We start from the raw sequence: 24,921 nt of genomic DNA on the forward strand, positions 1-24,921 counted from the left end.
GCGCCGGGTACGGCGGAGCCCGCGGTGCCGGGTACGGCTGAGCTATGTTCGGCGTGTATAACTCCTGTGTATAGCTTCTGTGTATAGTCGGCGTCTGTCGGGTCGTGGGCCGGAGAAGACCGGGGAGAAGGGGGAGCCGGATGCGTGCCGCCGCCGTGCGGACCGGGGTCGCGCTCCTTGTGGGGCTGCTCCTCGGCGTGCTGACCAATCTGGCCCAGGGATGGCTGCCGGGCGCCTGGAACCAGGTCGCCAACTCCGGCGCCGTCTGGTGCCTCCCCGCCTTCGGGGTCGCCGCCGCGCTCGCGCCCCGGGTGACCGTCCGGGCCGCCGCCGTCGCCGGAGGTGTCGCCGCGCTCGGGCTGGTCGCCGGGTACTACGGGTATGCCGCGCTCGGCCGCGACGGCGTCGGCGCGCTCGCCTACCCCCTGCTGTGGGCGGTGATGGCGGTGATCGGCGGGCCGCTGTTCGGGGTGGCCGGGCACTGGTGGCGGACCGGGGAGAGCGTACGGCGGCGGACCCTGGGGCTCGGCGCGCTCGGCGGCGTCTTCGGCATGGAGGCCATGTACTTCGCCTGGGAACTGGGCTACGCCGCCCAGGCGTGGGGCTGTCTCGCCGTGCTCGCCGGAGTGACGCTTGGTCTGGCGCGCCGGGGCGAGGAGCGGGTGCGTGCCCTGCTGACCGCCGTAGCGCTCGCGCCCGCCGCGTATCTGCTGGTCCAGCTCCCGCTGCTGGCCGTCACCGCCTGAGGCGGACGGACCCCGGGTACGCCGAAGGCGGCGGTCCCGGAGATCGTCCGGGGCCGCCGCCTTCGTACGCGGTCAGCCAGGTGGGCTGAGGGGGACGGCTCAGTACCAGCCGTTCGCCTGCCAGAAGTTCCACGCGCCGACGGGGCTGCCGTAGCGCGAGTTCATGTAGTCGATGCCCCACTCGATCTGGGTGGCGGGGTTGGTCTTCCAGTCGGAACCGGCCGAGGCCATCTTGGACGCCGGGAGGGCCTGGACCAGGCCGTAGGCGCCGGAGGAGGCGTTGGTCGCGGTCACGTTCCAGCCGCTCTCGCGCTGGACGATGTTGGAGAAGGCGGTGTAGTGCTCGGAGTTCGGGATCATCTGCTGCGCGATCGCCTGGGCCGAGGCGGGCGACGCCATGGGCGCGGCCTGGGCGGGGGCGGCGGTGAACGCCAGACCCGCGGCGGTGGCGGCCAGGGCGGCGGCGGTGACGGCCTTCTTGGGGGACGCGATACGGCGGATGAGCGAGACGGACACAGTGAACCTTTTCTTCGGGGACGGTGGGTCGCGGCCCGCCCTGCCGACCGCGTGGTGCGCGGCGGGGGCATGGCTCGGCGCCGGGCCCCTGGGGGCACATCGGCGCCTTGCGACGTCGTCCACAGAAGCAGGCTTGCGATACGACCGCAATGACCCCTTTTACTAGTTGTGGTCGCATAAGGGGGTACCTGGTGTGGTGTGACCTGGGTCTCAAACCGCAGGTCGGAGGGGGTAAAGGCGCGTGCATGACAGCCTTCGGGGCTACGAAGCGGGATCGTGGGTGACCCCGGTCACGTGGGGTGCTTCACCGCCGGGCACCCGTCCCCGTCACCCGTGGCGCACGGCGGCTCACCGTGCGGGTGCGTCCGAGGTGACCGGCGCCTCACCGCGCGGGCGTCTCGAAAGCGACCGGCCTCACCGCGAGGCCGCCTCGAAGGCGACTGGCGCCTCGAACGCCGCCCTCCGTGTCGCCCGCCGTAGCGCCCGCAGCACCGCCGGGCCCAGCAGACACGTCAGCACCACCGTCACCAGCGCCCGCCCCAGATCCCAGCCCAGCGAGGTGCGTCCGAGGTGACCGGCGCCTCACCGCGCGGGCGTCTCGAAAGCGACCGGCCTCACCGCGAGGCCGCCTCGAAGGCGACTGGCGCCTCGAACGCCGCCCTCCGTGTCGCCCGCCGTAGCGCCCGCAGCACCGCCGGGCCCAGCAGACACGTCAGCACCACCGTCACCAGCGCCCGCCCCAGATCCCAGCCCAGCGAGGTGGCCAGGCAGTACGCCGTGAAACGGGCCAGATTCACCGCCACCGGCGCGTCCGCGTCGAACGCGATCGACGTGCTGTTCTCGCCCATGAACGGCCAGCCCGCCAGATTCATGGCCGTCCCGTACGCGAACGCCCCCACGAAGCCGTAACCGGCCAGCAGCAGCAGTTCGCCCCGGCCCCGGAGCCGGTCCGGGCCCGGCAGCAGGCCCGCGCCCATCGCGAACCAGCCCATCGACAGCATCTGGAACGGCAGCCACGGCCCCACCCCGCCGGTCAGCAGCGCCGACGCGAACATGGTCAGCGAGCCCAGCACGAAGCCGAACCCCGGCCCCAGCACCCGCCCGCTCAGCACCATCAGGAAGAACATCGGCTCGATCCCGGCCGTCCCGGCACCGATCGGCCGCAGCGCCGCGCCCGCCGCCGCCAGCACCCCGACCATCGCCACCGCCTTGGGACCGAGCCCGGACTCCGAGATCGTCGCCCCGACCACCGCCACCAGCAGCACCAGCAGCCCCGCGAACAGCCAGGGCGCGTCCTGCGCGTGCGCGGCCACGCTCGACTCCGGCGGCGCCAGGAACGGCCAGCCCAGCGCCGCCACCCCGACCGCGCTCACCAGCAGCAGCGCCAGCACCGAGCGGGGGCCCAGCCGGACGGCCCGCGCCTGTGCCTGTACCTGTGCCTGCACCTGTGTCTGCGCCATCGGCGCACCGCCGCTCACGCGAGGGCCTCCCGTACCTGCGTCACGGTCAGCCAGCGCCCCGGCGCCAGCACCTTCGCCACCTGCGGCGCGAACGACGGCGACGACACCACCACCTCGGCGGTCGGACCGTCGGCGATCACCTCGCCGTCCGCCAGCAGCACCACCCGGTGCGCCAGCTCCGCCGCCAGCTCCACATCATGCGTGGCCAGCACGATCGCGTGCCCCCCGGCCGCCAGCGCCCGCAACCGCGCCACCAGCCGGGCCTTCGCCGCGTAGTCCAGTCCGCGCGTCGGCTCGTCCAGCAGGAGCAGCGGCGGCCGGGCGGTCAGCACGACGGCCAGCGCGAGCGCGAGCCGCTGGCCCTCGGAGAGATCACGCGGATGGACGCCGTCCCCGACGCCCGGGAGCAGCTCCGTCACCAGCGCCCGGCAGGTGCCCGCCGCCGCCCCGGCGTCCCGGTCCGCCGCCACGCACTCCCCGGCGACCGTGTCCGCGTACAGCAGGTCCCGCGGCTCCTGCGGGACCAGACCGACCCGGCGGACCAGTTCGCGCGGCGGTGTCTTCGCCGGGACCACGCCCCCGACCAGCACCGCGCCCGACGCGGGCGGCACCAGCCCGACCAGCGCGGACAGCAGCGTCGACTTCCCGGCGCCGTTGCGGCCCATCAGCGCGACCGTCTCGCCGGGCCGCACGGTCAGATCGACCGCGCGCAGGGCGGGGACGCGGTCCCGCCGGACGGAGAGGGCACGGACCTCGGCGAGCACACCGGAGTCGCCGGGCGAGTCCTTCACCGGCCTCGGCGCCCGGTCCGCCAGCCGTTCCCGCAGCCCCCCGTCCGTCCCCGCCCGGCGCCGCGCGTCGCGGATCGTCAGCGGCAGCGGCGACCAGCCCGCCAGCCGCCCCAGCTCCACCACCGGCGGGAACACCGGCGACACGGCCATCACCTCGGCCGGGGTGCCCCGCACCGGCGCCGCGCCCGGCGCCGGGAGCAGTACGACCTGGTCGGCGTACTGCACCACCCGTTCCAGCCGGTGTTCTGCCAGCAGCACGGTCGTCCCCAGGTCGTGCACCAGACGCTGGAGGACGGCGAGGACCTCCTCGGCCGCCGCCGGGTCCAGCGCGGACGTCGGCTCGTCCAGCACCAGCACCCGGGGGTGCGGGGTGAGCACGGACCCGATGGCGACCCGCTGCCGCTGTCCACCGGAGAGCGTGGCGAGGGCGCGGTGCCGCAGCTCGGTCAGGCCCAGCAGATCGAGGGTCTCCTCGACCCGGCGGCGCATCACGTCCGGGGCGACCCCGAGCGACTCCATGCCGTACGCCAGCTCGTCCTCGACGGTGTCGGTGACGAAGTGCGCCAGCGGGTCCTGGCCCACCGTGCCGACCACGTCCGCCAGTTCGCGCGGCTTGTGGGTGCGGGTGTCCCGGCCCGCCACCGTGACCCGGCCGCGCAGGGTCCCGCCGGTGAAGTGCGGGACGAGACCGCCGACCGCGCCCAGCACCGTCGACTTGCCGACCCCGGACGGGCCCGCGAGCAGCACGAGTTCGCCCTCCGGCACCGTGAAGTCGATGCCCTGGACGGCCGGTCCGGACGCCCCCGCGTACACCACGGAGACATCGTCGAAGCGGATCATGACGGCTCCTTCGAGGAAACGGGCGGGCTCGGCGGCGGGGTCGCGAACGCCGGTACCAGCCCCAGCAGGATCGCCGCGGCCGGCCACACCGGCAGCTCGGGCGCGACCGGCGGGATGACCGAGGGGCTCAGCGCCGCCGGGTCCAGCGCGCCCGCGGCCACCAGCGCGGCGGCGACCGCCGCCCCCGACGCGGTCACCAGCCAGGCGCGCCGGTCCCAGCGGTCGGGGCGGTAGCGGGTGCGGGGCGAGCGCTTCCCGCCGAGCCACAGCCCGGCCACCGCGGCGGCCAGCCCCAGCAGCAGCACCGGCAGCCCGTAGGTGCCGCCCGCCGCGGTGAGCAGCCCGTACGTCCCGGCGCAGACTCCGAGGAGCCCGGCGAGGGTGAGCGCGGCGGTGGTCCGGCGCACGGCGGGCGCGACCTCGGCGGTGCGGCCGTAGCCCCGTGCGTCCATCGCGGCGGCCAGCGCCACCGACCGCTCCAGGGCGCCCTCCAGCACCGGCAGCCCGACCTGGGCGAGACCCCGGACGCCCCGGTCCGGTCGGCCCCGCAGCCGGCGCGCCGCGCGCAGCCGCCGGACGTCGGCGATCAGATGCGGGGCGAAGGTGAGGGCGACGACGACCGCCACGCCCATCTCGTACAGCGCGCCCGGCAGGGACTTCAGGAGCCGGGACGGGTTCGCCAGCGCGTTCGCCGCGCCGACGCAGATCAGCATGGCCGCCAGCCGCAGTCCGTCGTAGAACGCGGCGAGCAGCGACTCCAGGGTCACCTCGCCGCCGAGCCGGATGCCCTGCGCCCAGTCGGGCAGCGGCACCTCGGGCAGCGTGAGCAGCACCTGCGTACCGGGCAGCGGACTGCCGAGCAGCACCGCGAAGAGGAGCCGTACGGCGACGACGACCAGCGCCAGCTTCAGGAAGGCGCCGTAGGAGCGGGCCCAGGGGGCGTCCGGGCGACGGACCGCCACGACATACGCGGAGACCGCGATCAGCAGGGCCAGCAGCAGCGGATTGGTGGTACGGGTGGCGGCGACGCCCAGCGCCAGCGACCACAGCCACCAGGCGCCGGGATGGACGGAGGCGTGCGGCGCCACCGTCGCGGGTCGCACGGTCGCCCCTGCGCGGGGGCGGCGGTCTCTGCGGCGCACGTCGTCAGCGCCGGTACGGCGGTCCTGGTGACGTACGTCGTCCGCGCCGGTACGGCCGTCCTGGTCACGCACGTCGTCCGCCCCGGGACCGTCGCTCCGCTCACGCACGTCGTCGGCGCCGGGTCTGCCACACCGCCGCGCCGCCCAGGGCGAGGACCGCCGCCGCGCCCGCCCAGACGCCCAGCGCCGGGCCGCTGTCGCCGGAGGCGTCGGAGGCGTTCGGGCCGTGGGGGGCCTGGTCGGCCGCGCCCGCCGCGACCTGTTCGCCGCAGCCCTTCGCCGGGTACCCGGCGATCGCGCACAGCAGCGCGTTGGAGTCGTAGCGCAGTGGCTTGGCGACGGCGGCGAGCGCCTCGGCCGTGGTGGCGTCCGGGGCGACCTGGGCGCAGGCCGTCCGAGGTGCGGGCGGGGTCTCGCCGGAGGGGGCGTCCGGGCGGGTGCCGAAGTCGAGGACGAGGGCGACCCGCTTGGTGTCCGGACGCGGCTCGGTCCCGGCGCAGATGCCCGCGAAGGAGGCATCGCCGCGCGGCTTGGCGGCGTCCTGGGAGTTCTCGCTCACCGCGAACCGGAAGCCCTGGACGGCACCGTCGGCGGGGCGGGCCAGCGACGGACCCCGGTCGGCGTAGCTCCACTGTCCGCCCGCGCGCTCCCAGAAGGACCAGTAGCGGTAGCCGGTGGCGTGGGCCGGGCCCGCCAGGCCGGTGAGGGCCAGCACCACGGCCGCGAGGAGCAGGACGGGCAGCCCGCGGAGCGTCACTGCCCGCCGCCCCGGCGACGGCCGCTGACCAGGAAGCCGATGCCGACGCCGACGACACCGAAGACCCCGACGTACCACCACACGCCGAACGGGGAGTCCTCGTCCTTCGCGGCCGTGGTGTCCTTCTCCACCAGCCGCTTGTCGACGAGGTCCTCGATGGACTCCGGCACCGGGCCGGTGGCGTTGAGCTGGTTGATCAGGTTCGTGGCGCCGAACTCCCGGGGGTCGTCGCCCGCCGCGTGCGCGGCCAGCACGAGCTGGGCGTAGGCGGCGGGGCCGGACTGCTTCGCCCAGTCGGCGGCGTTGGCCTCCAGCCAGCCCATGGAGGCGCGGGCCTGCTTCTGCTCGCCCCGCGCGGCGAGCGCGACCACGGCGTCGGCGGTGTTGCCGTAGTCCGGCTGGTCCTCGGCGCCCGGCAGGCTGGAGACGAGGTGGTCGTCGTTCCCGGCGAGGGCGGCGGTCAGCCAGGCGGTGCCGTTGGCGGCGGCCTGCGCGGGGCTGGTGGCGTCGGCGCACTCGGCCGCGGCCGGGCCGCCCGGGGTGCCGGTGTTCGCGTTGAGTCCGGCGCCGAGCGCGCCCAGCACCCCGGCCGCGGTGGCGTCGGCGTTGGCGACCAGGTCGCCGTTCTTCTCGGGCTGGTAGGCGAAGGCGCCGCCGCCGTCCGCGGTGCAGGGGACGCTCAGGGCGAGGAGGGCGTCGTAGGGGGACTCGCCGTTCTTGCGGACCTCGGCGGGCTGCTGCCCGGTGGCGGCCAGCGCGCCGATCACCAGTCCCGTGGAGTTGGTGTCGCTGGGCCCGCCGGGGGTGTAGCCCCAGCCGCCGTCCGGGTTCTGCACGGACTTCAGCCAGCCGACGGCCTTGCCGGTGGCGGCCTCGTACCCGTCGAGCGCGGCGAGGGCCTGGACGGCGGCGGCCGTGCTGTTGGAGTCGAGCGCGGTCTTGGGGTCGCAGTTCACCCGGGGGTCGGGGCGGAAGGCGGCGAAGCCGCCGTTCTCGCACTGCTGCCGGGCCAGCCAGTCCTGGGCCTGTCCGGCCGGGGTCACACCCACCGACCGCTGGGCGAGCAGGGCGAGCGACTGCCGCCAGACCCCGTCGTAGGTCGGGTCGGCCGTGCCGTACAGCCCCTCCGGGACGGTCACGGAGGGGGACGGCGTCGGATCGGCGGCCTGGGCGAGCGGGGCGGCGACGGCGCCGATCCCGACGGCGGCGGCGACGACCGCGGCACTGCGGCGGACGAACATGATCGGCGGATGCCCTTTCCTGCGGGGAGTCCGTAGGAGGCGGTCCGGCGGGGAGCCCGGCGGGGGGCTCGTACGGTCGCGGGTCGGCGGTGGATGCCGACCGGCTTCCTCGCGTACGGATGTGGTGCGGATGTGTTGACGACCCGCTCACTCTACCGGGCGCCCCGAACGGCCCATCCCGCCTCACACCGCGACATACGTCACCGGGTCGCTGCCCGTCACCGGCTCCGCGCGGCCCTGCTTCACCAGCCGCCGCAGATGGGCCTCCGCCTCGGAGACGGCGATGGTGCGGGAGGCGTAGGGGATGCGGTCCCAGGGCCGGTTCCAGGTCATCCGGGTGGCCAGCTGCCAGGCGGTGAGCGGCTCGGCGAGCAGGGCGAGCAGCTCGCGCAGCCGTGTCTCGTGGTGGTCGAGCAGTGCGCGGACCCGGTCGCCGGGGTCGGTGAAGGCGTGCTGGTGGGCCGGGAGGATCTCGGCGGGCGCGAGGGCGGCGACCCGTTCCAGGGAGGCCAGGTAGTCGCCGAGCGGGTCGGTGGGCGTGGGGTCGGCAGGGTCCTCGTACAGCCCGATGTGCGGGGTGATCCCGGGCAGCAGATGGTCGCCGGAGAAGAGCCGGCCGTGGCCGGGGAGCCGGGCGGGGTGCTCCTCCTCCAGATGCAGACAGACATGGCCGGGGGTGTGGCCGGGCGTCCAGACCGCGCGCAGCCGCCGCCCCGGCAGATCGAGGAGTTCACCGGGCACGATCGGCCGGTCCGGGAGCGCGGGGGAGTAGGGGCGGCGGGTGTACGGGGTGCGCAGCGGGGCGATGTGCTCCTCGGGGGCACCGGCCGCGGCGAGCTTGGCCGCCATGTACGTGAACCACTGCTCGGGGCGGGCGGTGCGGGTGCGGCGGACCACGGCCGTGTCCGCCTCGTGCAGCGCGATCCAGGCGCCGGACGCCTCGCGCACCCGGCCGGACAGTCCGTGGTGGTCGGGGTGGTGGTGGGTGACGACGATCCCGTGGATCTCGGACACGGCGGTGCCGCAGGCGATCAGCCCGTCGGTGAGGGTGTCCCAGGACGCCGGGTCGTCCCAGCCGGTGTCGATCAGCACCGGGCCGCGGTCGGTGTCCACCACGTAGACGAGGGTGTGGCCGAGGGGGTTGTCCGGGATGGGGACCTGGAGGGAGCGGACGCCGCCGCCGTGATCGTGCGTCTGCGCCATGACTCCCCCATCGCCGCGTTCCGGCCACTATAACTAGAACGGGTTCCTATGGGAGCCCCGGTCATCCATCATGTGGTCCGCCGGGCGGCGGGCGACCGGGCCGGGTCGCTCCACCGCGTCCCTGCCCGTGGACTCCTGCCGGGCTTGCTGGTATCAGTCTTCGTAGTCAGTGATCTGACAGAGCGTCAGGTTCTGATGTTCAGGTTCTCAGGTTCTCAGGTGGGGTCGGCGGACGGCCCCGGGGAGGCGGTCGGCATGACCGGGACCGGGCCAGTGGAGTACCGACAGCTGTACATCGGCGGGGAGTTGACCGATCCGCACGGCGAGGACGTCATCGAGGTGGTCTCCCCGCACACCGAGCAGGTCATCGGGCGGGTGCCGCACGCCTCGGCGGCGGACGTGGACCGGGCGGTCGCGGCGGCCCGGCGCGCCTTCGACGAGGGCCCCTGGCCCCGGCTGACCCTGGACGAGCGGATCGAGGTCGTCGGCCGGATCAAGGACGGCATCGCCGCCCGCCATGACGAGATCGCCCGGGTGATCTCGTCCGAGAACGGCTCCCCGTACTCCTGGAGCGTCCTCGCGCAGGCGCTCGGCGCGATGATGGTCTGGGACACGGCGATCACCGTCGCCCGCGGCTTCCCCCACGAGGAGGCCCGCGCCGGGGTGCTCGGCCGCATCCTGGTGCGGCGGGAACCGGTCGGCGTGGTCGCGGCCGTGGTGCCCTGGAACGTCCCGCAGTTCGTCGCCGCCGCCAAGCTCGCGCCCGCGCTGCTCGCCGGGTGCGCGGTGGTGCTCAAGCCGTCCCCGGAGTCCCCGCTCGACGCGTATCTGCTGGGCGAGATCGCCCGGGACGCGGGACTGCCCGAGGGCGTGCTGTCCATCCTCCCGGCCGACCGCGACACCAGCGAGTACCTGGTCGGGCACCCCGGCGTCGACAAGGTGTCCTTCACCGGGTCGGTCGCCGCCGGGCGGCGGGTCATGCAGGTCGCCGCCCGCAACCTCACCCGGGTCACCCTGGAACTGGGCGGCAAGTCGGCGGCGGTGGTGCTGCCGGACGCGGACGTGGAGTCCACGGTCGCCGGGGTGGTCCCGGCCGCCTGGATGAACAACGGCCAGGCGTGCGTGGCCCAGACCCGCATCCTGCTGCCGCGCTCGCGCTACGACGAGTTCGCCGAGGCGTTCACCGCGGCGGCCGGGGCGCTGGTGGTCGGCGACCCGCTGGACCCGGCGACCCAGGTCGGGCCGCTGGTCGCCCGGCGCCAGCAGCAGCGCAGCCTGGACTACATCCGGATCGGCCAGGAGGAGGGCGCGAAGATCCTCACCGGCGGCTCCACCCCGGCGGACCTGGACCGCGGCTGGTACGTCGAGCCGACCCTCTTCGGCGACGTCGACAACAGTATGCGGATCGCCCGCGAGGAGATCTTCGGCCCGGTGATCTGCCTGCTCCCGTACGGCGACGAGAGCGAGGCCGTGAAGATCGCGAACGACTCCGAGTACGGGCTCAGCGGCAGTGTGTGGACGGCCGACGTGGAGCGCGGACTCGGCGTCGCCCGCCAGGTCCGCACCGGCACCTACTCCGTCAACACCTTCAGCCTGGACATGCTGGGCCCGTTCGGCGGCTACAAGAACTCCGGTCTGGGACGGGAGTTCGGGCCCGAGGGGTACGGCGAGTACCTGGAGCACAAGATGATCCACCTCCCGGCCGGGTGGGAGGGCTAGCCCATGGGCGACCGCTGGCAGATCGAGGTCGACCGCGCGCTGTGCATCGGCTCCGCGAACTGTGTCCACCACGCCCCGGACGCCTTCCGGCTGGACACCGCCCGCCAGTCCCACCCGGTCGACCCGGAGACCGACGCCCACGAACGCGTCCTGACGGCGGCGGAACTCTGCCCCGCGGAGGCGATCACGCTGGCGCTGGCGGGGAGCGGGGAGGTGGTGTTTCCGCCGGAGGAATGAGGGGGGTTGGGATCAGGATGTGGAACCTGTGTGCGAGACTCCGCCGCACTGTGTGAAGAGATCGGGTGGGGTGGGGTCACATGCGGGTACGGATGGCGGTCGCGGTCGTGGCGGTGGCGGGAACGGTGTTGACGGGATGCGGCGGCGCGGACGGCCGGACCGGGGCGGCGGCCCCGACGACCACCGCCGCGTCCGCGAGTGCGGCGGCGCGCACGAGTACGGCGCCCCCGACGAGCGCGCCGCCCACCGACCAGGACGCGTCCCCGCAGGAGCAGGCCGGCACGCACACGAACGCCTCCGCCCGCCAGGACATCGAAGCGGCGGCCGACGCGGGAGCGTTCGGCGAACTGGTGCTGCCGCCTATCGATCCGGCGGAACTGAAGTTGAACAAGTGCCAGGTGGTGGGCCGGATCGAGACGGAGGGGGTGCCGGACCGGACGGCGATGGACCGGCTCGTGGCCGTGCTGCACAAGCGTGGCTGGGAGGGCGAGCCGCTCCACGACGAGTCGTACGGGGTGGCGTGGAGTCTGGAGAGTGGGGACTGGATGCTGAATGTGACAGCCGGTTCGCTCACGAAGGAGCAGATGGTCGCCCAGGGGGCGGGGGACAAGGCGAGGGACTTCAGCGGAGTGGTCCTGTTTGCGGTGGGGTGGTCCCGCGCCTGCGTGACCCCGCCGAGCGTCTCGCCCTGACCCCGGTCACTCCCGCCCGGTCTCCGTCAGATCGATCAGCCGGCACACCGTCTCGATGTCTATCTTCACCTGGGCGATCGACGCGCGGCCCGACAACCAGGTGATCAGGGCGGAGTGCCAGGTGTGTTCGATGACGCGGACCGCGGAGAGCTGAGCGGGGGTGGGATGGTCCAGGCCCATGGCGTCCAGGATGATCGCCGTCGTCTGCCGGGACACCTGGTCGACCTCGGGAGAGACACTGCGGTCCGCGAAGGTGAGCGCCCGGACCATCGCGTCGGCGAGATGCGGCTCGCGCTGGAGCGCCCGGAACGCCCGCATCAGGGTCTCCGCGACCCGCTCCGCCGCCGTCTCGCCCGCCGGAGGCTTCTTGCGCAGCGTGCCGTGCATATGCTCCAACTGCGCCTGCATCGTGGCCACCAGCAGATGCACCTTGGACGGGAAGTACCGGTACAGCGTGCCCAGAGCCACCTGCGAGGACTCCGCGACCTCCCGCATCTGCACCGCGTCGAACCCGCCCCGGCTGGCCAGTTGCGCGCTGGCGTGCAGGATGCGGCGGCGCCGCGCCTCCTGCCGCTCCGTGAGCGGCGGCGAGCCGGTGCTCGTACCGCTGGCTTCCACCTTGGTCACCTTGGCTTCCGCAGGCATGGTTCCCGTTCCGTACGTCTTGTGACAGTCCGTGAGTAGAGGGGGCGATCAGACAGCATGGCAGGGCGGGAGCGATCTCGCCCGCCGTGGCGCGAATCACCTGATCCACTTCTCGCCCCGGCCCTACCAGCCGGTAGATTCGGAGCCTCCCGGACGATCAAGTCTGAAACTTGTTCTAGATTAGCGTCCCGTCGTAATCTCACTGTTGTCGCAGGCAGAAGGGGGCCCAGAGTGACCGCTGAGGCCAGTCGGGAAAGGGCTCATGACGGTCCCGCGGCAGACGGCTCGCGACCGCTGCGCATCGCGCTCCTCACCTATAAGGGAAACCCGTTCTGCGGCGGCCAGGGCGTCTACGTCCGCCACCTCAGCCGTGAACTCGCCCGCCTCGGCCACCACGTCGAGGTGATCGGCGCCCAGCCCTACCCGGTCCTCGACGACGAGGGCGCCCGGCTGCGCCTCACCGAGCTGCCCAGCCTCGACCTCTACCGCCAGCCCGACCCGTTCCGCACCCCGGGCCGCGCCGAGTACCGGGACTGGATCGACGCCCTCGAAGTCGCCACCATGTGGACCGGCGGCTTCCCCGAACCCCTCACCTTCTCGCTGCGGGCCGGCCGCGGACTGCGCGCCCGGCGCGGCGACTTCGACGTCGTCCACGACAACCAGACCCTCGGCTACGGACTGCTCGGCGACCTCGGCGCCCCCCTGGTCACCACCATCCACCACCCCATCACCGTCGACCGCCGCCTCGAACTGGACGCCGCCGACACCTGGCAGCGCCGCTACGCGGTCCGCCGCTGGTACGCCTTCACCCGGATGCAGAAGCGGGTCGCCCGCCGGCTGCCCGCCGTGCTCACCGTCTCCGGCACCTCCCGCACCGAGATCGTCGACCAGCTCGGCGTACGCCCCGACCGCGTCCATGTGGTGCACATCGGCGCCGACACCGACCTGTTCTCGCCCGACCCGTCCGTGCCGCGCGTCCCCGGCCGGATCGTCACCACCGCCAGCGCCGACGTCCCGCTCAAGGGCCTGGTCCATCTGGTCGAGGCGCTCGCCAAGGTCCGCGCCGAACACCCCGCCGCCCATCTCGTCGTCGTCGGCACCCGCCCCACCGGCGGCCCGGTCGCCCAGGCCCTCACCCGCTACGGGCTCGAAGGGGCCGTCGAGTTCGTCAAGGGCATCTCCGACGCGGACCTCGTCGACCTGGTCCGCTCCGCCGAGGCCGCCTGTGTGCCCTCGCTCTACGAGGGGTTCTCGCTGCCCGCCGCCGAGGCCATGGCCACCGGCACCCCGCTGGTCGCCACCACCGGCGGAGCCATCCCCGAGGTCGCCGGACCCGACGGCGAGACCTGCCTCGCCGTACCGCCCGGCGACCCCGGCGCCCTCGCGGCCGGACTGAGCCGCCTCCTCGGCGACGCCGACCTGCGGACCCGGCTCGGCACGAACGGCCGGGACCGGGTCCTGCGCCACTTCACCTGGGCCCGCGCCGCGCAGGGCACGGTCGCCCGCTACCGCGAGGCCGTCGCCCGCCGCCCGGCGCCCGCCCCCCTTCCCGCCCCCACGCCCGCCCCCCTCCCCGACCGCGAAAGCAGGGCCACGTGCTGACCGTCGACTTCTCCCGGTTCCCGATCGCCCCCGGCGACCGCGTCCTGGACCTCGGCTGCGGCGCCGGACGGCACGCGTTCGAGTGCTACCGGCGCGGCGCCCGGGTCGTCGCGCTGGACCGGAACAAGGAGGAGATCCGCGAGGTCACCCGCTGGTTCGCCGCGATGAAGGAGGCCGGTGAGGCCCCCGCGGGCGCCACCGCCACCGCCCTGGAGGGCGACGCCCTCGCCCTGCCCTTCCCCGACGGGTCCTTCGATGTCGTCATCATCTCCGAGGTGATGGAGCACATCCCCGACGACAAGGGCGTCCTCGCCGAGATGGTCCGGGTGCTGCGCCCCGGCGGCCGGCTCGCCGTCACCGTCCCCCGCTACGGCCCCGAGAAGGTCTGCTGGGCCCTGTCCGACGCCTACCACGAGGTCGAGGGCGGCCACATCCGCATCTACAAGGCGGACGAACTCCTCGCCCGGGTCCGCGAGGCCGGCCTCAAGCCGTACGGCAGCCACCACGCCCACGCCCTGCACAGCCCGTACTGGTGGCTGAAGTGCGCGTTCGGCGTCGACAACGACCAGGCGCTGCCGGTACGCGCGTACCACAAGCTGCTGGTCTGGGACATCATGAAGAAGCCGCTGGCCACCCGGGTCGCCGAGCAGGCGCTCAACCCGCTGATCGGCAAGAGCTTCGTGGCCTACGCGACCAAGCCCCACCTGCCCCGGGCGGACGCCCAGTGACCACGCCCCGGACCGAGCACCTCGTCCTGCCCGGGGTCCTCACCGCCGGACAGGCCGCCGCCACCGTCGCCGCACTGCGCTCGATCCAGCGCGCCGACGGGGCGATCCCCTGGTTCCGCGGCCACCATCTCGACCCCTGGGACCATGTCGAGGCCGCGATGGCGCTGGACGCGGCCGGGGAGCACGAGGCCGCCGAGCGCGCCTACCGCTGGCTCGCCGCCCACCAGAACGACGACGGCTCCTGGTACGCCGCCTACGCCGACGGCGACGCCCGCGAGGTCACCGACCGGAGCCGGGAGTCCAACTTCGTCGCGTATGTCGCCGTCGGCGTCTGGCACCACTATCTCTCCACCGGCGACGACCCGTTCCTCGACCGGATGTGGCCGGTCGTGCAGGCCGCCGTCGCCTGGGTGCTGCGGCTCCAGCAGCCCGGCGGCCAGATCGGCTGGCGCCGCGAGGACGACGGCACGGCGACCACCGACGCGCTGCTCACCGGGTCCTCCTCCATCCACCACGCGCTGCGCTGCGCGCTCGCCATCGCCGAACAGCGGGAGGAGCCCCAGCCGGACTGGGAGCTGGCCGCGGGCATGTTGCGGCACGCGATACGCCGCCATCCGGAACGGTTCCTGGACAAGGGCCGGTACTCCATGGACTGGTACTACCCGGTGCTCGGCGGCGCGCTGACCGGCGCGGAGGCCACGGCGCGGATCGCGGAGGGGTGGGAGCGGTTCGTGGTGCCGGGGCTCGGGGTGCGGTGCGTGGTGCCGAATCCGTGGGTGACCGGTGGGGAGTCGGCGGAGCTGGCGCTGACGCTGTGGGTGACGGGGGAGTCGGACCGGGCGCTGGAGGTGCTGCGGTCCATCCAGCATCTGCGGGAGCCGGAGTCGGGGCTGTACTGGACGGGGTACGTCTTCGAGGACGACGCGGTGTGGCCTCGGGAGTTGACGACGTGGACGGCGGGGGCGTTGGTGCTGGCGGTCGCGGCGATTGGGGGGGACGAGGCGACCTGTGCGGTGTTTGGGGGCGAGAGGTTGCCGCTCGGGTTGGATTCGGGGTGTTGCTGTTAGTTTGCGGCGCCTTGGGTGGGGGTGGGTCGGGGGTTGTGGGGCGGGTGCGGGTGGGTGGGGGCTGGTCGCGCAGTTCCCCGCGCCCCTGGGGGGTGTGGGTGCGGGAATTTGAGGGGTGCCGTTTCTCTGTGCTTGCGAAGAGATGCGCAGTTCCCCGCGCCCCTAGGGGCGTGCCAGTGAGGGGAGTCTTAGGAGTTGAGGTTTGCCAGGGCTCTCAAGGTGTGGGGGTCCGGGGACAGGAGTAGGAGGTCCGTTACCGGGGGGCGGCGCCATAGGTCGAGGCGGTTGGCTATGCGTGCTCTTGGGCCGATCAGGGAGATCTCGTCGGCGAACTCGTCCGGTACCGCCTTGATCGCGTCCTCCCGGCGGCCCGCCGCGAACAGTTCCTGGACGCGGCCCGCCTCCTGCGCGTACCCCATGCGGGCCATCAGGTCGGCGTGGAAGTTGCGGGTCGCGTGGCCCATGCCGCCGATGTAGAAGCCCAGCATCGCCTTCACCGGCAGCAGTCCCTCCGCCACGTCCGCGCACACCCGCGCCTGCGCCATCGGGGCCACCATGAAGTCCGGCGGGAGTGGGGGGAGTTGGGGTGGGCGGAACGGGGACCAGTACAGCGGGAGCCAGCCGTCCGCTATCCGGCAGGTCTGTGCCACGTTCTTCGGGCCCTCCGCGCCCAGCAGCACCGGCAGATCGGGGCGCAGGGGGTGGGTGATCGGCTTGAGGGGTCTGCCGAACCCCGTGGCGTCGGGGCCGCGGTAGGGCAGCGGATGGAAGCGGCCGTCCAGTTCCACCGGCGCCGCCCGCCGCAGCACCTGCCGTACGACATCGACGTACTCCCGGACCGCGGTCAGTGGGGACGCCGGGAACGGGCGGCCGTACCAGCCCTCCACCACCTGCGGGCCGGACAGACCGAGGCCCAGCGTCATCCGGCCGCCGGAGAGATGGTCCAGGGTCAGGGCGTGCATCGCGGTGGCGGTGGGGGAGCGGGCCGCCATCTGGGCCACCGCCGTGCCCAGCCGGATCCGGGAGGTGTGCGCGGCCAGCCAGGTCAGCGGGGTGAAGGCGTCCGAGCCCCATGCCTCGGCCGTCCACACCGAGTGGTATCCGAGGCGTTCCGCCTCCTGCGCCAGCGGCACATGCTCGGCGGCGGGGCCGCGGCCCCAGTAGCCGAGGGCCAGTCCTAGCCGCACGGCACCTCCCGGGGGTTCATATATCTGATGGACCATCAGATACGCAGGGGGCGACTGTACGGCAACGGCCCCCCACCCGGAAGGGCGGAGGGCCGTAACTGGACCGGGCGGGTGGTCAGCCGCGCTGGATGCCGCTGGTGTCCTGGAGGACACCCCGGCGGCCGTCCTGGGTCTGGGCGACCAGGGCCGGGCCGCGCTGCTCCACGGCCAGGTACCAGGTGCCCGGCGCCAGTTCGGCGATCGGGTTGGGCGAACCGTCCTCCGCGAACAGCGGACGGGCCACCGGCACCGCGAACCAGAACGGCGAGAAGTCGGCGGCCGGAGGAGCCGCGGGCGCCTGTCCGCCGAACGCCGGCTGCTGCTGCTGCCCGCCGAACGACGGCGGCGGCTGCTGCTGGGCGCCGGGGTAGCCGTAACCGGCCTGCGGCTGACCGCCGTAGGGCTGCGGGGCGGCCGGACGGGGCGCCGGGACCAGAGCGGTCTTGAGGGCGGGGACCAGCGGCGCGGCGATCGCGCCGCCCGCCGTCAGCAGCGCGGCGATCAGACCGAGGATCAGACCGACCCCGACGCTCTCCGCGTCCAGCGTCCACCACAGCAGCGACCAGGCGGCGGCGACCGTCAGCGCGGCGCCCACCTGGCCGAGGTCGAGACCGGCGACCTTGCGGGGCTGCGGGGCGAGTCGGGCCAGCACCACCAGCGCGGCACCGGCGACGCCCAGCATGTAGGTGCCGAGACCGAGGCCGAGGCTCAGGCCCCAGGCGTTCGTCTCCAGCGAGTCGCACACGGCGTCGGGGCCGTCGCAGCCGGTTACGTCGAGAAGCGACGCGATGAACAGCAGTACCGCTGCTCCGATCACCACGCCGTCGCCTCTAGTGAGGGAGCGGATATTCACTTCAGGTCCTTCGTCAGTCGTCTCTGCATCGGCACTGCTGGAGGCGTCGCTGTCACCATGCCGCCGTACGGGACCGGTGCGAGCGCGGGGGTGGCCCTCATCGTAGGGACCCTACCCCCCGGCGATCGGGCTGTCCGCCCCGAACGGGACGGAGATCGCTACCCGCGCAGGAAACTCACGATTCCCTCAGAGATCCCCTTCGCCGCGCGCTGCCGCCAGTCGCCGCTGGTGAGCTGTGCGGCGTCGGTGGCGTTGCGCATGTTGCCGCATTCGACGAACACCTTCGGAACCGTTGAGAGATTGAGACCGCCCAGGTCGGTGCGGGTGACCAGGCCGGTGCGCTCGCCCACGTAGTTGGACGGCGGAGTGCCCGTCTCCCGCAGGAAGTTGCCCGCGATCCGCTCGCCCAGGTCCTTGGAGGTGGCGAGGATCGGGCGGGTGTCCGCGCCGCCCGCGGTGACACTGCCGGGCAGGATCACATGGAAGCCGCGGTTGCCCGCGCCCGAGCCGTCCGCGTGGATCGAGACCACCGCGTCGGCCTTCGCCTCGTTGCCGATCCTGGCCCGCTCGTCGATGCAGGGGCCGAACGGCCGGTCGGCGTCGTGGGTCAGCTTCACCGTCGCGCCCTGCGCCTGGAGCAGATCCCGCAGCCGGTGCGCCACGTCCAGGGTGAACCGGGCCTCCAGATAACCGTCGTTGGTGGAGGTGCCGGTGGTGTCGCACTCCTTCATCGCCGACCCGATGTCCACCTTGCGGTTGATCTCGGCGGTGTGCTGGAAGTTCCCGGGATTGTGCCCCGGGTCGACCACGACGACCTTGCCCTTCAACGCCCCGGAGACGGCGGGACCGGGCGGGGCGGGTGGGGCGGTGGAGGGAGAAGGGGGCTGAGGGGTGGTGGCGGTGGTGGCCGGGCCCGGGGTGGGCTTCTTGGCGTCGTCCGGCGCGGACGGACCGCCGCCCGCCGGACTGCTCGCGCTCGCCGGGGCCTGCGCGGCGGACGGGCCGCCGTCACCGCCCCCGGCTGCCGCCTCGTACACCAGCCACCCGATCAGCGCCCCCGGCACGAGGACGGCGAGGACGACGGTCGGCACACTCCTGCGCGGACGGCCGGTGGGGGACGGTTCAAAATCCGGGCCTCTGTACGACACGCCTGACACCCTAACCGCCGTCAACCCACCCCCCGGGTTTCACCACACGAGCGAACGTGTCGTGTCCGATTCCCACCCCCTCACTCGCCGACATGGCCCCTGTCCCCGGTACCTGTCCCCGGTACCTGTCCCCGGTACCTGTTCCTGGTACCTGTTCCTGGTACCTGTTCCTGGTACCTGTTCCTGGTACCTGTTCCCGGGACTTGTCACCGGGACTTGTCACCCACCCCCACCCCCACTCCCAGGGGCGCGGGGAACTGCGCAAAATCCCCCCACTCACCCGCACGTGCCATCTCTCCGCCACCCCCACCCACCCCCCTCAGGGGCGCGGGGAACTGCGCGAAAACCCCCCACTCACCCGCACCCAAAGCACCCCCCACTCACCCCTCCACCCGCCGCAGCACCCGCAGGGACCCCGTAGCCGAATCCTCCCTGAACGCCCCCGACTCCAACGCCCGCAGATACACCCGGTACGGCGCCTGCCCGGTGAACTCGTCCACCGGGTCCGGAAAGACATCGTGGATGACGAGAAGGCCGCCCGGGGCGACCCACGGCCCCCACCCCTCGTAGTCCCCCGTGGCGTGCTCGTCGGTGTGGCCGCCGTCGATGAAGACCAGGCCGAGCGGGGTGGCCCAGAGACGGGCGATCCGGGGCGACTGCCCCACCAGGGCGACGACATGGTCCTCAAGCCCCGCCCGGCGCAGGGTGCGGCGGAAGGCGGGCAGGGTGTCCATCACGCCCAGTTCCGGGTCCACCGTCTCCGGGTCGTGGTAGTCCCAGCCCGGCTGCTGCTCCTCACTGCCCCGGTGGTGGTCGACGGTGAGCGCGGTGACACCGGACGCGCGGGCTGCGTCCGCCAGCAGCAGGGTCGAGCGCCCGCAGTACGTGCCGATCTCCAGCAGCGGCAGACCGAGGCGCCCCGCCGTCCGGGCCGCCGCGTACAGCGCGAGCCCCTCGTCCACCGGCATGAACCCCTTGGCCGCCTCGAAAGCGGCCAGGATCTCGGGCGTCGGTGCCGGGCTCATGGGGCGGTCCTCTCGTCGTGGACATGCGGGTCCTGATCCACCCATGCTCCACCACGCCCCCCGACGCCCCGACCGTCAGGTCCCCGTGGCCCCGACCGTCAGGTCCCCGTCGCCCCGACCGCCAGAGGGCGTCCCCCGTCCGCCGCGCCGCGACCGGCTCGCCCGGCAGGGACAGGGCCGCGCAGCACCTCCTCGGCGTGGGCGAGGCCCGCCTCCTCCGCGCTGCACGCCCGCAGTTGCGAGGCCCGGTCCGGGCGGGGCAGGAACAGGGCGAGGACCAGCCCGGCGGTGACCGCGCCGATGGCGATCAGGAAGGACAGCCGGAAGCCGTGCAGGGACGGGACGGCGACCCCGCCGACCACGTTCGAGGTGTTGGCCAGCACCATCCCGACGACGGCGCTCGACACCGACGTACCGATGGAGCGCATCAGGGTGTTGAGGCCGTTCGCCGCGCCGGTCTCCTCGGGCGGGACCGCGCTGATGATCAGGGCGGGCAGCGAGGAGTAGGCGAGGCCGATGCCCGAGCCGAGCAGCACCGAGATCACCAGCGACTGCCAGGCGGCGCTCATCAGACCGAGCCCGGTGGTGTAGCCGACGCCGATGACCAGCAGCCCGATGATCAGGGTGGTGCGGGGGCCGTACTTCGCCGAGAGCCGGGCGTAGACGGGGGCGGTCAGCATCATCGCCAGCCCGAGCGGGGCGACCAGCAGACCGGCCGTCACCATCGACTGGCCGAGACCGTAGCCGGTGGAGGTGGGCAGCTGGAGCAGTTGCGGCAGCACCAGGGAGACCACGAAGAAGGAGACGCCGATCATGATCGAGGCGAGGTTGGTGAAGAGCACCGCGGGCCGGGCCGTGGTCCGCAGATCCACCAGCGGCGCCGCCCGGCGCAGCTCCATCAGCCCCCACAGCAGCAGTACGACCGCCGAGCCCGCGAACAGCCCGAGGGTGAGCGGGGACGTCCAGCCCCAGTCGCTGCCCTTGGAGATCGGCAGCAGGAACATCACCAGACCGGCGGACAGCCCGAGCGCCCCCGGCAGATCGAAGCTCCCGGTGGCGCGCACCGTCGACTCCGGTACGAAGACCAGGGTGAGCGCGATGGCGATCACACCGAGCCCGGCGGCGCCGTAGAACAGGGCGTGCCAGTCGCTGTTCTGGGCGACCAGGGCGGCGAGGGGCAGCGCCAGACCGCCGCCGACGCCGATCGAGGAACTCATCAGGCCCATCGCGGACCCGAGCCGCTCCCGCGGCAGCATGTCCCGCATCAGCCCGATGCCGAGGGGTATCGCGCCCATGGCGAACCCCTGGAGCGTCCGCCCGGCGATCATCGGCACCAGGGCGCTGCTGACCGCGCTGACCAGCGCCCCGACCACCATCACGGCCAGGCTGACGACCAGCATCCGGCGCTTGCCGTACAGATCGCCGAGCCGTCCCATGATCGGCGTCGAGACGGCTCCGGACAGCAGGGTCGAGGTCAGGACCCAGGTGGCGTTGCTGGGCGAGGTGTCCAGCAGCCGCGGCAGATCCTTGATGACCGGGACGAGCAGGGTCTGCATCACCGCGACCACGATGCCCGCGAAGGCGAGCACCGGGATGAGCGTCCCACCGGCACCGCGGGTGGTCCGGCCGTTCGTCGTGCGCTTCATCACGGGGGTCCTTCCAGGCCGACATGCCGGTCGTCGTCGGTTCCATACCGGTGGTCGTATGGGTACGCAGCCATCTACATGTACCCCGAACCCGGTACCCCCGGGCAACTATTCCGTTGCTTCGGCGCACTAAGGATTCTTTAACTTCTCGTGATGTCGGGGAAGGGGCGGGGCGGTCGTAGGTCGCACGGCGGAACGAAAGGTCGTCCGCACACCCGATGCCAGCAGCATGGGGTGGTTGAGAGCATGACACCCATGCTCGATGCCCCCGCCGACGCCGTCGGCGACTCCGCGATATCCACCGCCCGCAAGGCCGCCGCCGCCCCGCCGACCTGGCTGGTGGTGCTGCTGGCCTGCGCGGGACAGTTCCTGGTCGTCCTCGATGTGTCCGTGGTCAATGTGGCGCTCCCCTCGATGCGCGCCGACCTCGGGCTGAGCGGCCTCGGCCTCCAGTGGGTGGTGAACGCCTACGCCATCGCCTTCGCCGGGTTCATGCTGCTGGGCGGCCGGGCCGCCGACCTGTACGGCCGCAAGCGGATGTTCCTGCTCGGTCTCGCCCTGTTCACGCTCGCCTCGCTGGCCGGGGGACTCGCCCAGGAGGGCTGGCAGTTGCTGGTCGCACGGGCGGCGCAGGGGCTCGGCGCCGCCGTCCTCGCGCCCTCCACCCTGACCATCCTCACCGCCGCCGTGCCCGAGGGCGCCGCCCGTGCGCGGGCCGTCGCCACCTGGACCGCGGTCGGCGCGGGCGGCGGCGCCGCGGGCGGCCTGGTCGGCGGGGTCCTGGTGGACGGGCTCTCCTGGCGCTGGGTGCTGCTCATCAACGTCCCCATCGGCGCGATGCTCCTCGCCGTGGCCCTGCGCCGCCTCCCGGAGAGCCGGGCGGACGGCGGACGGCGGCTCGACCTGCCCGGCGCGGTCCTGGTCACCGGCGGACTCGCCGTCCTCGCCTTCGGGATCGTGCAGACCGAGTCACGGGGCTGGACGGCGGCGGCCTCGCTGGTGCCGCTGCTCGCCGGGGTGGCGCTGCTCGCCGCGTTCGTGGCGGTCGAGGCCCGGACCCGGGCCCCGCTGATGCCGCTCGCGCTGTTCCGGGTGCGCGCGGTGTCCTCGGCGAACGTGGCCATGCTGATCACCGGTTCGGCCACGTTCTGCATGTGGTACTTCATGACCCTGTACGCCCAGAACGTCCTGGGATACACCCCGCTGGAGGCCGGTCTCGCCCAGGCCCCGTCCTCCCTCGCGGTGGTCGTCGGCTCCAAGGCCGCCCCCGCCGTGATGCGCCGGCTGGGCGCCCGCCGGGTCGCGGTGACCGGCGCCCTCGTCGCGGCGGCCGGGTTCGGCTACCAGTCGACGATGACGGCCGACGGCGGCTATCTCACCGCGATCCTGCTGCCCGGCATCCTGATGATGTTCGGCGCGGGCCTGGCCTCGACACCGCTCGCCGCGCTCGCCACGTCCGGTACGGCACCGGGCGAGGCGGGTCTGGTCTCCGGGCTGGTCAACACCTCCCGCACGATGGGCGGCTCCCTCGGCCTCGCCGTGCTGTCCACGGTCGCCGCGACCCACACGGCGGTCTCCACCGCGCCGGAGCCGGCGGCACTGACCGAGGGCTACGCCCTGGCGTTCCGGGTGAGCGCGGTGGTACTGGCGGCGGGCGCGGTACTGATGGCGCTGTGGCTGCCGGGGGGTGGGGCGGCGAAGACCGGGACGGCGACCACGCCGGTGAGGGCGGAGGGCGCTGGGGCGGCGGTGAAGACGGTGACGACGGAGCCGGTGGGGACGACCGGGACGACCGGGACGACGACGGGGGAGCCGACGGCGACTACGGAGGCGGCGGACGAGCGTCCCACCGGGACTGGGACTGGGACCGGCACCGGGACCGGAACCGGGACCAGGACCGGCGCCGGAACCAGCACAGGCACCGGCACAGGCACCAGCACCAGCACAGGCACAGGCACCGGCACAGGCACCGGCACAGGCACCGGCGCCTAGAGCCACCCCTGCCGCCGAGCCTCGCGCAGCGCCTCCGTCCGGTTGCGGGTCGCCGTCTTGCCGATCGCGGCGGAGAGATGGTTGCGCACGGTGGACTCGGACAGCCGCAGCCGCATGGCCACATCGGCGACCGTCGCCCCGTCCGCCGACGCGCCGAGCACCTCGCGCTCCCGCCCGGTCAGCGGATTCGGCCCGGCGCTCAGCGCCGCCGCCGCGAGCGCCGGATCGATCACCGTCTCACCGGTCAGCACCCGGCGGATCGCCTCCGCCAGCTCCTCCACCGGACCGTCCTTCACCAGGAAACCGGCGGCCCCGGCCTCCATCGCCCGGCGCAGATAGCCCGGCCGTCCGAACGTGGTCAGGATCAGCACCCGGCACTCCGGTGCCTGCGCCCGCAGCTCCGCCGCCGCGTCCAGACCGCTCATGCCGGGCAGCTCGATGTCGAGCAGGGCCACATCGGGCCGGTGCAGCAGCGCCGCGTCCACGATCGCGTCCCCCGCCGCCACCTGCGCCACCACCTCCAGGTCCGGCTCCATCCCGAGGAGCAGGGCGAGGGCGCCGCGCAGCATGGTCTGGTCCTCGGCGAGCAGCACCCGCACGGACCGGGCCGGACGGTGCTCCCGCGGCATCTCTTCCATGTCCCCAGCCTACGGGTGGAGTTGCCGGACGCGCTGGTCAGAGCCGTACGAGGCCCGGCCGGGCGGGCGGGTCCCGATGCTCGTCGGCCATCAGGGGCAGCTCCGCCGCGACCACCCAGCCGCCCTCCGGGCCGGGACCGGCGGTGAGGGTGCCACCGGCCGCGGTGAGCCGCTCGGCGAGCCCACGCAGCCCGGTACCGGTACCCGTACCGCCCTCCGCGCCCGCCCCGGAGCCGCCGGCGTCGTCGCCGTCTCCGTCGTCCGTCACCGTCACCCCGACCCGCCCCTCCGCCCGGCTCCCCGCCCTCGTCACCACGATCGCGCAGTTCGCGGCCCCGCTGTGGCGGACCGTGTTGGTGACCGCCTCCCGGACCACCCATCCGAGCAGCGCCTCGGCGCGGGCCGGGAGCGGGGCCCCCGCCCGGCGGACGTCCGCCCGGACCCCCGCGGCGGTCAGCGCCGAGCGGGCGCGGTCCAGTTCCTCCGTGAGACCGCCCTCCCGGTACCCGGTGACCGCCTCCCTGATCTCGGTCAGCGCCTGCCGTCCCACCGACTCGATGTCACCGATCTGACCGAGCGCCGCGGCCATGTCCCCCGGGGCCAGCCGCCGCGCCGCCTCCGACTTCACCACGATCACCGACAGCGTGTGCCCCAGCAGATCGTGCAGATCGCGCGAGAACCGCAGCCGCTCCCGCTCCACCGCCCGCCGCGCCAGCTCCTCCCGGGCCGCCCGCAACTCCCGTACCGCCTCCGACAGGGAGAGGATCGCCGCCGTCACCATGGTCGACATGAAGGTGGCGTACGCGATGTCCAGCCCGCCCCAGCCGTCCTGGACGAAGGCCGTCACCCCGGCCAGCAGGGTCAGTCCGAGGGCGGCCCGGCCGAGCCACGGCCCGCGTACCGCCGCGCCCACCGCTAGGGGGTGTCTGATGGATCTCCGTGGGAGAAGGAGCGGCGTTCGGTGCGTGCTCTCGGTGTGCCGGGCGGAAGCCCTCGTAGCGGAGCTA

22 protein-coding genes and 1 pseudogene are annotated in these 24,921 nt (G+C 73.7%); 8 read left to right on the top strand and 15 right to left on the bottom strand.

Annotation, left to right across the window (positions count from 1 at the left end):
- Positions 1–140 precede the first annotated feature (140 nt).
- Positions 141–746 (top strand): DUF6518 family protein, encoded by a 606-nt coding sequence (locus AB0D49_RS37015; RefSeq protein WP_362766969.1) that lies wholly within the window; start codon positions 141–143, stop codon positions 744–746.
- A gap of 99 nt (positions 747–845) precedes the next feature.
- Here the strand turns inward: AB0D49_RS37015 and AB0D49_RS37020 are convergent, their stop codons facing one another.
- From AB0D49_RS37020 to AB0D49_RS37050, 7 genes are all read right to left on the bottom strand, one after another.
- Positions 846–1,262: a transglycosylase SLT domain-containing protein gene (locus AB0D49_RS37020; protein ID WP_362766972.1), complete on the bottom strand. Its 417-nt coding sequence runs from the start codon at positions 1,260–1,262 to the stop codon at positions 846–848.
- 614 nt (positions 1,263–1,876) lie between these two features.
- Positions 1,877–2,722: an ECF transporter S component gene (locus tag AB0D49_RS37025; RefSeq protein ID WP_362766975.1), complete on the bottom strand. Its 846-nt coding sequence runs from the start codon at positions 2,720–2,722 to the stop codon at positions 1,877–1,879.
- Positions 2,723–2,736: 14 nt separating this feature from the next.
- On the bottom strand, positions 2,737–4,353 hold the full coding sequence (locus AB0D49_RS37030) for an ATP-binding cassette domain-containing protein (protein ID WP_362766978.1): 1,617 nt from the start codon (positions 4,351–4,353) through the stop codon (positions 2,737–2,739).
- Positions 4,350–5,456 carry an energy-coupling factor transporter transmembrane component T gene (locus tag AB0D49_RS37035; protein ID WP_362767026.1) on the bottom strand — a complete coding sequence of 369 codons (1,107 nt, stop codon included), beginning with the start codon at positions 5,454–5,456 and terminating at the stop codon, positions 4,350–4,352. Before AB0D49_RS37035 ends, AB0D49_RS37030 begins: the two co-directional genes overlap by 4 nt.
- A 139-nt stretch (positions 5,457–5,595) precedes the next feature.
- Complete coding sequence (locus tag AB0D49_RS37040; RefSeq protein WP_362766981.1) at positions 5,596–6,252, bottom strand: SCO2322 family protein; 657 nt, start codon at positions 6,250–6,252, stop codon at positions 5,596–5,598.
- Positions 6,249–7,493 (bottom strand): prenyltransferase/squalene oxidase repeat-containing protein, encoded by a 1,245-nt coding sequence (locus AB0D49_RS37045; protein WP_362766984.1) that lies wholly within the window; start codon positions 7,491–7,493, stop codon positions 6,249–6,251. Before AB0D49_RS37045 ends, AB0D49_RS37040 begins: the two co-directional genes overlap by 4 nt.
- 183 nt (positions 7,494–7,676) lie before the next feature.
- A complete protein-coding gene (locus tag AB0D49_RS37050; protein ID WP_362766986.1) occupies positions 7,677–8,696 on the bottom strand; it encodes an MBL fold metallo-hydrolase in 1,020 nt (339 codons plus the stop codon).
- 255 nt (positions 8,697–8,951) lie between these two features.
- On the opposite strand from AB0D49_RS37050, the gene AB0D49_RS37055 reads away from it, so the two are divergent.
- From AB0D49_RS37055 to AB0D49_RS37065, 3 genes are all read left to right on the top strand, one after another.
- On the top strand, positions 8,952–10,415 hold the full coding sequence (locus AB0D49_RS37055) for an aldehyde dehydrogenase (protein ID WP_362766987.1): 1,464 nt from the start codon (positions 8,952–8,954) through the stop codon (positions 10,413–10,415).
- 3 nt (positions 10,416–10,418) lie between these two features.
- Entirely contained in the window at positions 10,419–10,652 is a 234-nt protein-coding gene (locus tag AB0D49_RS37060) for a ferredoxin (protein ID WP_362766989.1), read from the top strand.
- A gap of 80 nt (positions 10,653–10,732) precedes the next feature.
- A complete protein-coding gene (locus AB0D49_RS37065; RefSeq protein ID WP_362766991.1) occupies positions 10,733–11,344 on the top strand; it encodes a hypothetical protein in 612 nt (203 codons plus the stop codon).
- A 6-nt stretch (positions 11,345–11,350) separates the two neighbouring features.
- On the opposite strand, the gene AB0D49_RS37070 is transcribed toward AB0D49_RS37065, so the two are convergent.
- Positions 11,351–11,989, bottom strand: a complete 639-nt coding sequence (locus AB0D49_RS37070; RefSeq protein WP_362766993.1) for a TetR family transcriptional regulator — start codon at positions 11,987–11,989, stop codon at positions 11,351–11,353.
- A gap of 231 nt (positions 11,990–12,220) precedes the next feature.
- Between AB0D49_RS37070 and AB0D49_RS37075 the strand changes: the two genes are divergently transcribed.
- Genes AB0D49_RS37075 through AB0D49_RS37085 form a run of 3 tightly spaced genes read left to right on the top strand, consistent with a single transcriptional unit; the run spans position 12,221 to position 15,386 of the window.
- Positions 12,221–13,591, top strand: coding sequence for a glycosyltransferase family 4 protein (locus tag AB0D49_RS37075; protein WP_362766995.1), 1,371 nt, complete (start codon positions 12,221–12,223; stop codon positions 13,589–13,591).
- On the top strand, positions 13,585–14,319 hold the full coding sequence (locus AB0D49_RS37080) for a class I SAM-dependent methyltransferase (protein ID WP_362766996.1): 735 nt from the start codon (positions 13,585–13,587) through the stop codon (positions 14,317–14,319). Before AB0D49_RS37075 ends, AB0D49_RS37080 begins: the two co-directional genes overlap by 7 nt.
- Entirely contained in the window at positions 14,316–15,386 is a 1,071-nt protein-coding gene (locus tag AB0D49_RS37085; protein ID WP_362766997.1) for a prenyltransferase, read from the top strand. Before AB0D49_RS37080 ends, AB0D49_RS37085 begins: the two co-directional genes overlap by 4 nt.
- 188 nt (positions 15,387–15,574) lie before the next feature.
- Here the strand turns inward: AB0D49_RS37085 and AB0D49_RS37090 are convergent, their stop codons facing one another.
- From AB0D49_RS37090 to AB0D49_RS37110, 5 genes are all read right to left on the bottom strand, one after another.
- Positions 15,575–16,573, bottom strand: coding sequence for an LLM class F420-dependent oxidoreductase (locus AB0D49_RS37090; RefSeq protein ID WP_362766999.1), 999 nt, complete (start codon positions 16,571–16,573; stop codon positions 15,575–15,577).
- Between the two features lie 115 nt (positions 16,574–16,688).
- The gene (locus tag AB0D49_RS37095) at positions 16,689–17,465 is read right to left on the bottom strand and encodes a hypothetical protein (protein WP_362767002.1); all 777 of its coding nucleotides are present in this window, start codon (positions 17,463–17,465) and stop codon (positions 16,689–16,691) included.
- 158 nt (positions 17,466–17,623) lie between these two features.
- Positions 17,624–18,613, bottom strand: coding sequence for an N-acetylmuramoyl-L-alanine amidase (locus AB0D49_RS37100; RefSeq protein ID WP_362767004.1), 990 nt, complete (start codon positions 18,611–18,613; stop codon positions 17,624–17,626).
- Between the two features lie 380 nt (positions 18,614–18,993).
- The gene (locus AB0D49_RS37105; protein ID WP_362767006.1) at positions 18,994–19,638 is read right to left on the bottom strand and encodes a class I SAM-dependent methyltransferase; all 645 of its coding nucleotides are present in this window, start codon (positions 19,636–19,638) and stop codon (positions 18,994–18,996) included.
- 98 nt (positions 19,639–19,736) lie between these two features.
- The gene (locus AB0D49_RS37110; RefSeq protein ID WP_362767008.1) at positions 19,737–21,284 is read right to left on the bottom strand and encodes an MFS transporter; all 1,548 of its coding nucleotides are present in this window, start codon (positions 21,282–21,284) and stop codon (positions 19,737–19,739) included.
- A gap of 255 nt (positions 21,285–21,539) precedes the next feature.
- On the opposite strand from AB0D49_RS37110, the gene AB0D49_RS37115 reads away from it, so the two are divergent.
- The gene (locus tag AB0D49_RS37115) at positions 21,540–23,276 is read left to right on the top strand and encodes a DHA2 family efflux MFS transporter permease subunit (RefSeq protein WP_362767011.1); all 1,737 of its coding nucleotides are present in this window, start codon (positions 21,540–21,542) and stop codon (positions 23,274–23,276) included.
- On the opposite strand, the gene AB0D49_RS37120 is transcribed toward AB0D49_RS37115, so the two are convergent.
- Together AB0D49_RS37120 and AB0D49_RS37125 are read right to left on the bottom strand one after the other, a co-directional pair.
- Complete coding sequence (locus tag AB0D49_RS37120) at positions 23,273–23,914, bottom strand: response regulator transcription factor (RefSeq protein ID WP_362767014.1); 642 nt, start codon at positions 23,912–23,914, stop codon at positions 23,273–23,275. The genes AB0D49_RS37115 and AB0D49_RS37120 overlap by 4 nt on opposite strands.
- Positions 23,915–23,951: 37 nt before the next feature.
- Positions 23,952–24,833, bottom strand: a pseudogene (locus AB0D49_RS37125) (histidine kinase); the annotation flags it as partial.
- Between the last annotated feature and the right edge of the window lie 88 nt (positions 24,834–24,921).

The sequence above is a fragment of the Streptomyces sp. NPDC048290 genome (assembly GCF_040652095.1).
Lineage (GTDB): Bacteria > Actinomycetota > Actinomycetes > Streptomycetales > Streptomycetaceae > Streptomyces.

What these genes read in the sequence shown, in the direction of transcription:
- AB0D49_RS37070 (WP_362766993.1), bottom strand. Translation starts at nt 11,989, where the DNA reads ATGCCTGCGGAAGCCAAGGTGACCAAGGTGGAAGCCAGCGGTACGAGC.
- AB0D49_RS37055 (WP_362766987.1), top strand. Translation starts at nt 8,952, where the DNA reads ATGACCGGGACCGGGCCAGTGGAGTACCGACAGCTGTACATCGGCGGG.
- AB0D49_RS37105 (WP_362767006.1), bottom strand. Translation starts at nt 19,638, where the DNA reads ATGAGCCCGGCACCGACGCCCGAGATCCTGGCCGCTTTCGAGGCGGCC.
- AB0D49_RS37110 (WP_362767008.1), bottom strand. Translation starts at nt 21,284, where the DNA reads ATGAAGCGCACGACGAACGGCCGGACCACCCGCGGTGCCGGTGGGACG.
- AB0D49_RS37030 (WP_362766978.1), bottom strand. Translation starts at nt 4,353, where the DNA reads ATGATCCGCTTCGACGATGTCTCCGTGGTGTACGCGGGGGCGTCCGGA.
- AB0D49_RS37025 (WP_362766975.1), bottom strand. Translation starts at nt 2,722, where the DNA reads ATGGCGCAGACACAGGTGCAGGCACAGGTACAGGCACAGGCGCGGGCC.
- AB0D49_RS37120 (WP_362767014.1), bottom strand. Translation starts at nt 23,914, where the DNA reads ATGGAAGAGATGCCGCGGGAGCACCGTCCGGCCCGGTCCGTGCGGGTG.
- AB0D49_RS37015 (WP_362766969.1), top strand. Translation starts at nt 141, where the DNA reads ATGCGTGCCGCCGCCGTGCGGACCGGGGTCGCGCTCCTTGTGGGGCTG.
- AB0D49_RS37065 (WP_362766991.1), top strand. Translation starts at nt 10,733, where the DNA reads ATGCGGGTACGGATGGCGGTCGCGGTCGTGGCGGTGGCGGGAACGGTG.
- AB0D49_RS37045 (WP_362766984.1), bottom strand. Translation starts at nt 7,493, where the DNA reads ATGTTCGTCCGCCGCAGTGCCGCGGTCGTCGCCGCCGCCGTCGGGATC.
- AB0D49_RS37060 (WP_362766989.1), top strand. Translation starts at nt 10,419, where the DNA reads ATGGGCGACCGCTGGCAGATCGAGGTCGACCGCGCGCTGTGCATCGGC.
- AB0D49_RS37050 (WP_362766986.1), bottom strand. Translation starts at nt 8,696, where the DNA reads ATGGCGCAGACGCACGATCACGGCGGCGGCGTCCGCTCCCTCCAGGTC.
- AB0D49_RS37115 (WP_362767011.1), top strand. Translation starts at nt 21,540, where the DNA reads ATGCTCGATGCCCCCGCCGACGCCGTCGGCGACTCCGCGATATCCACC.